Annotated in this window: 5 protein-coding genes; 3 read left to right on the forward strand and 2 right to left on the reverse strand. The window is 67.4% G+C overall.

Going from position 1 to position 3,599, the window contains the following annotated elements; genetic code table 11:
- A partial coding sequence (locus tag V6M46_RS05070) for a CarD family transcriptional regulator (RefSeq protein ID WP_332662691.1) occupies positions 1 to 266 on the reverse strand: 266 nt, incomplete at its 3' end.
- 185 nt (positions 267 to 451) lie between these two features.
- Here V6M46_RS05070 and V6M46_RS05075 point away from each other — a divergent pair.
- Positions 452 to 1,006 (forward strand): hypothetical protein, encoded by a 555-nt coding sequence (locus V6M46_RS05075; RefSeq protein WP_332662692.1) that lies wholly within the window; start codon positions 452 to 454, stop codon positions 1,004 to 1,006.
- Positions 1,007 to 1,063: 57 nt separating this feature from the next.
- Here the strand turns inward: V6M46_RS05075 and phoU are convergent, their stop codons facing one another.
- The gene (gene phoU / locus V6M46_RS05080) at positions 1,064 to 1,705 is read right to left on the reverse strand and encodes a phosphate signaling complex protein PhoU (RefSeq protein ID WP_332662693.1); all 642 of its coding nucleotides are present in this window, start codon (positions 1,703 to 1,705) and stop codon (positions 1,064 to 1,066) included.
- A 134-nt stretch (positions 1,706 to 1,839) separates the two neighbouring features.
- On the opposite strand from phoU, the gene V6M46_RS05085 reads away from it, so the two are divergent.
- Positions 1,840 to 2,979, forward strand: a complete 1,140-nt coding sequence (locus V6M46_RS05085; RefSeq protein WP_332662694.1) for a sensor histidine kinase — start codon at positions 1,840 to 1,842, stop codon at positions 2,977 to 2,979.
- Positions 2,976 to 3,599: response regulator transcription factor (locus tag V6M46_RS05090; RefSeq protein WP_332662695.1), on the forward strand; the 624-nt coding region annotated here is incomplete at its 3' end. The genes V6M46_RS05085 and V6M46_RS05090, both read left to right, overlap by 4 nt.

The following is a 3,599-nucleotide window of genomic DNA, read 5'->3' on the forward strand; positions in this document are numbered from 1 at the left end:
CGCCGCGACCAGTTGGTCGGCTCCTCCACGTGCTCGGCACGAAGGACTCCGAAAACCCGCTCGAGCCCTGCTTCGTCGACGACGTCGCGAACTCCGACGAGATCAAGGTTGCAAGCGGGGACGCGAACGACCAGGTCGTTCTGCGAGACGATGCGCAGCACGAGGTATTCACGCTCCTCGCCCTTGATCGTCCGGGTCTCGATGTCCTCGATGACTGCAGCGCCGTGATTGGGATAGACAACGGTTTCGCCGACAACAAAAGTCATAGAGAAAACACCTTTCCTAGGTGACCAGTCTAACATGCGTAACGGATGTCGATCCCTGCCGTTTCAGGCCTTCCCGCCCATACCAGATGACATCGCAGCAGGTCAAAGGGAAAGTTCGCGGGACTCTCCGATACGATCTTGCCGACCCTTCGAAGCATCAATGACGGACTGAAAGCAGTGATCTCGTGAGCACCGTACGACGTCGCCGCCTCGCGGCCACCGCCCTCGCCACGACGGCACTTCTGACCCTCGGAGGCTGTGGCACCGGCTTCGAAGCCGACACCAACCGGGTCTACCAGGCTGCTGTCGGCGCCGACCACCGCGGCGAGATCGACGTGCTCAACACGCTGCTCGTCGCCAACGACGACGGCTCCGCCACCCTGGCGGCCTCGATCGTCAACAACACCGATGCCGAGCAGAAGCTGGCGTCCGTGACAATCACGACGCTCGACGGCAAGGACCTCACGGTCCGCAGCACCGAGAAGGCGCTGAAGCTCCCGGCCGGCATGCTCACACCCGTCGACGGCACGTCCGACGCCGGCGGCTTCTGGGTCACCGAGGGCGCGGAGGCCGGCGACTACGTCAAGGTGACGCTGAACTTCAGCGAGGCGGCGCAGGTCACGATCGAGGCGCCCGTCGTGGCTCGCACCGAGGAGTACGCGAAGATCGCCTCGGAGCCCACGCCCGAGCCCTCCGCGACGCCGAGCGAGACCGAGACCACCGAAGACCTCACCGAGTAGCACCCAGCACGTACGACGAAGGCCCCCACCGATCCGGTGGGGGCCTTCGTACGTACGTCAGCTCAGCTGGCCGGTGACGAGGTAGACGACACGGCGGGCCATCGAGACGGCGTGGTCGCCGATGCGCTCGTAGTAGCGGCCGAGCAGGGCCAGGTCGACGGCGGGCTCCACGCCGTACGACCAGTTGTCGCCGAGCAGCGAGCGCAGCAGCTCCTTGCGGAGCCGGTCCATCTCGTCGTCCTCGTTCTCGAGCTGACCTGCCGCGGCGACGTTGCGGTCCGCGACGATGCGCGATGCCGAGTCGATCATCGAGTCGGCGACGGTCGCCATCGCCGTGATGTTGGGGTGCAGGTGCTGCGGCACTGCCGAGTCGGGCATACGGCGCCGGGCGACCTTGGCGACGTGCACCGACAGGTCCCCCATCCGCTGCAGGTCCGTCAGCATCCGCAGTGTCGCGACGAGCTGCCGGAGGTCGGTCGCGACCGGCTGCTGCGTGGCGAGCAGCAGAAGTGCGCGCTCCTCGATGATCTCGGTCGCTTCGTCGATGTCCTTGTCGCCGGCAATGACGGACTCCGCGATCTGGGCGTCTGCCTCGAGCAGGGCCTTGGTCGCGTCGGCAACGGCACGGCGTACGGTCCCGGTCAGGTTCACCAGGTCGTCGACGATGGCATCGAGCTGTTCGTAATACTGATCGCGCATGTCCCAGACGGTAGGCAGCCGGGATGAACGGACGGCGACCTCCGGTGAACGCGATGTGAACAGCAACCGAAAGGCCTGTCGCTGCAGGGGTCAGAGTGGCGGCTGGGGAGGAGTTGCCCTCTACGATCAATCATGTGGACACCAGTGCAGGAGTGTTGATCGCGGGGGCGATCGGCGCCGTCATCGGCGCGATGGTCACCTATCTGTGGCGCTACAGCGAGCGCCGCGAGGGTGTCGTTCCCGAGCCCCCGCCGCCCTTGGTGCCACCCGGCGCCGACCTGGTCCTCTCGGTGATCTCCTCCTCCGCCGTGCTGATCGACTCGTCCGACACCGTCGTCAAGGCTTCGGCCCCCGCGTTCGCGATGGGGATCGTGCACGAGGACCGGCTCGAGCCCGAAGAGCTCATGACGCTCGTGCGGCAGGTACGCCGTGACGGCCAGGTCCGCGAGGCCGAGGTCTCCCTGCAGCCCCGCCGGGGCACGACGTCGTACATCCATGCCCGGGTCGCGCCCCTGACCTCGCGACTGATCCTGGTGCTGGCCGATGACCGCACGCGCGAGCACCGCGTCGAGTCGATCCGGCGCGACTTCGTCGCCAACGTCAGCCACGAGCTCAAGACCCCGGTCGGCGCGCTCAACCTGCTGGCCGAGGCCGTCGGCGAGGCCAAGGACGATCCCGAGGCGGTCGTGCGGTTCTCCAGCCGCATGCACCTCGAGAGCGAGCGCCTGACCCGCCTCGTGCAGCAGATCATCGACCTGTCGCGGCTCCAGAACGACATCCTGAGCGACGACGCGACCATGATCAAGGTCGGCGAGCTGGTCTCCGAGGCCACCGAGCACTCCGCGACCGAGGCCGAGCACAAGAGCATCGAGATCGTCACGGCGGTCGAGCCCGACCTCTACGTCCACGGCGACCGCGCGCAGCTGCATGCCGCGGTCAGCAACCTGGTCGAGAACGCCGTGACCTACAGCCCCGAGGGATCGCGCGTCATCGTGACGGCGCAGCTCGACGACGAGGACGTACGCCTGACCGTCGCCGACAACGGCATCGGCATCCCGGGCGACGAGCTCGATCGCATCTTCGAGCGGTTCTACCGCGTCGACCCGGCGCGCGCCCGCGCCACCGGCGGCACGGGCCTCGGCCTGTCGATCGTCAAGCACGTCGCCGCGAGCAACGGCGGCACGGTCGAGGTGTGGAGCGAGCCGGGACTCGGATCGTCCTTCACGCTGGTCCTGCCGGCACACAGCCATGACATCGATGAGGAGCACGCGTGACCAAAGTACTGGTCGTCGAGGACGAGACGAGCTACAGCGAGGCGCTGTCGTACGTCCTGCGCAAGGAGGGGTTCGAGGTCGCGATCGCCGAGACCGGACCTGATGCGCTGACCGAGTTCGACCGAGGCGGTGCGGACATCGTGCTGCTCGACCTGATGCTGCCGGGGCTGTCGGGCACCGAGGTGTGCCGCGCCCTCCGCGCGATCTCGTCGGTCCCGATCATCATGGTCAGCGCCAAGGACACCGAGGTCGACAAGGTAGTCGGGCTCGAGCTCGGCGCCGACGACTACGTCACCAAGCCCTACTCCCCCCGCGAGCTGGTCGCCCGCATCCGCGCCGTGCTGCGCCGCGGGTTCACCGACGAGGTCGACGACAACGCGTCGCTCGAGCAGGGCCGCGTACGCATGGACGTCGACCGGCACCTCGTGACGATCGACGGCCTCGAGACGAAGTTCCCGCTCAAGGAGTTCGAGCTGCTCGAGTACTTCCTCCGCAACCCCGGCCGCGTCCTGACCCGCGGCCAGCTGATCGACCGGGTGTGGGGTGCGGACTACGTCGGCGACACCAAGACCCTCGACGTCCACGTCAAGCGCCTGCGCGCCAAGATCGAGAAGGACCCC

Origin of the sequence: Aeromicrobium sp., assembly GCF_036676885.1 — a bacterium.
Lineage (GTDB): Bacteria > Actinomycetota > Actinomycetes > Propionibacteriales > Nocardioidaceae > Aeromicrobium.